Annotated in this window: 2 protein-coding genes; both read right to left on the bottom strand. The window is 73.6% G+C overall.

Features of this window, described 5'->3' with window-relative positions; all coding sequences use genetic code 11:
- Positions 1 to 17: 17 nt before the first annotated feature.
- Positions 18 to 707: a CDP-alcohol phosphatidyltransferase family protein gene (locus tag MCBG_RS28605; RefSeq protein WP_043329438.1), complete on the bottom strand. Its 690-nt coding sequence runs from the start codon at positions 705 to 707 to the stop codon at positions 18 to 20.
- Between the two features lie 44 nt (positions 708 to 751).
- Positions 752 to 1669, bottom strand: coding sequence for a methylenetetrahydrofolate reductase [NAD(P)H] (gene metF / locus MCBG_RS28600; RefSeq protein WP_043329436.1), 918 nt, complete (start codon positions 1667 to 1669; stop codon positions 752 to 754).
- Between the last annotated feature and the right edge of the window lie 132 nt (positions 1670 to 1801).

Below are 1801 nucleotides of genomic sequence, written 5' to 3'. Positions count from 1 at the left end.
GGGCGCGGGCGCGGCGGTCAGCCCGCGTCGACCAGGGCGCGGCGGACGGCGGAGAGCAACTGCCCCAGGCCGAATCCGGCGAGCAGCACCCACACCGTGGTGGCCATGGTGATGGTGCCGGCCGTCAGGTCGGCGTCGATCAGCCCGGTGAGCCCGGCGACGAGCAGCCCGACCAGCGCCACGCTGACCCGGGTGGGCCGCTCCCCCACCGTCACCGCGCCGATCTCCCGCATCCCCGCCGACACCGCGCGCGCCCGCACGTACTCGTGCAGCCAGGACAGGCCCCCGGCCGCCGCGACCAGCACGCCGGGCGCGCCGAGCAGCCAGAACGCGATCAGCCAGGCCACCTCGCCGAGCCGGTCGGCGACCGAGTCGTAGACGTAGCCCAGCCGGGTGGTGCGGCCGGTCGCGACCGCCACCGCGCCGTCGACGCTGTCGGCCACCGCCGCCAGCAGCACGAACAGCGCGCCGAGGAACGGTCCGTCGCCGGGCCGCTCCACGAACAGGGGTACGCAGAAGCAGAGCAGCACCCCGAACACGGTCACCGGGGTGGGGCCGACGCGCAGCCGGCCCAGCACGTAGCCCACGTGGTAGGCGAAGCGCAGCCAGGCGCGCACCACCGGCGCGGCGGTACGCGGATCGAAGCCGCCGTGCAGCCGCGCCCACGCGGTCGCGTACTGGTCCCAGTTCAGCTGTGTGCCCACCACGGATCAACCGTAGAAGCACGGCGCGGGTGTCGTGTGGCGGGTGGTCACACCCGTGCGGCGGCGCGCAGCCGCTGCCACACCTCCCGGGTCGCGGGGGACCGGTTGAGCGTGATGAAGTGGATCCCCGGCACGCCCTCGTCGAGCAGCTTCTCGCACATCTCGCTCGCCTGTTCGACGCCGAGTCGGCGTACCGCCTCCGGGTCGTCGGCCACCCGCTCGAACCGCTCGGCGAGCGCCGGCGGGAACGGCGCGCCGGACAGCTGCACGGAGCGTTCGATGGTGCCGATCTGGGTCACCGGCATCACCCCGGCCAGGATCGGCGTGTCGCAGCCGGTGGCGGCCACCCGGTCACGCAGCCGCAGGTAGTCGTCGGCGTCGAAGAACATCTGGGTGATCGCGAACTCCGCGCCGGCCCGGCACTTGCGCACGAAGTACGCGGTGTCGCTGTCCACGTCCGGCGAACGCGGGTGCTTGTACGGGAAGGCGGCCACGCCGACGCTGAAGTCACCGCTGTCGCGGACCAGCCGGACCAGGTCCTCTGCGTACCGGACGCCCTCGGGGTGGGCGATCCACTCGCCGCCCGGGTCGCCCGGCGGGTCACCCCGCACGGCCAGCACGTTGCGCACCCCGACCGAGGCCAGCCGGCCGATCACGTGCCGCAGCTCGGCGACCGAGTGGTTCACCGCGGTCAGGTGCGCCATCGGCAGCAGCGTGGTCTCGGTGGCGATCCGCTCGGTCACCGCCACCGTGGTGTCGCGGGTCGAGCCGCCCGCGCCGTAGGTGATCGAGACGAACGAGGGGCGCAGCGACTCCAGCTCGCGGATGGCCTGCCAGAGCAGCTTCTCCCCGGCCTGCGTCTTCGGCGGGAAGAACTCGAAGGAGAAGGTGGGGCGGCCGTCACGGATCAGCTCCCCGATGGCCGGCTGGGGATTGGGGAGGACCGAGGGAAGACCGAGCGCCACGGACCGACTGTAGCCGGGAGCGCACGGCTTACCGAGGGTCTTCCCAGCCCGCGAACACTTCGCGGCGCGACGTCGTACCCCGGGGGTAGAAAGACCACAGCGCGGTGGGGCGGCCGACGGCCGTCCCGGGGG

Origin of the sequence: Micromonospora sp. M42 (genome assembly GCF_000568915.1) — a bacterium.
Taxonomy (GTDB): Bacteria; Actinomycetota; Actinomycetes; order Mycobacteriales; family Micromonosporaceae; genus Micromonospora; species Micromonospora chalcea.
This window is presented reverse-complemented; position numbering and strand designations above follow the sequence as displayed.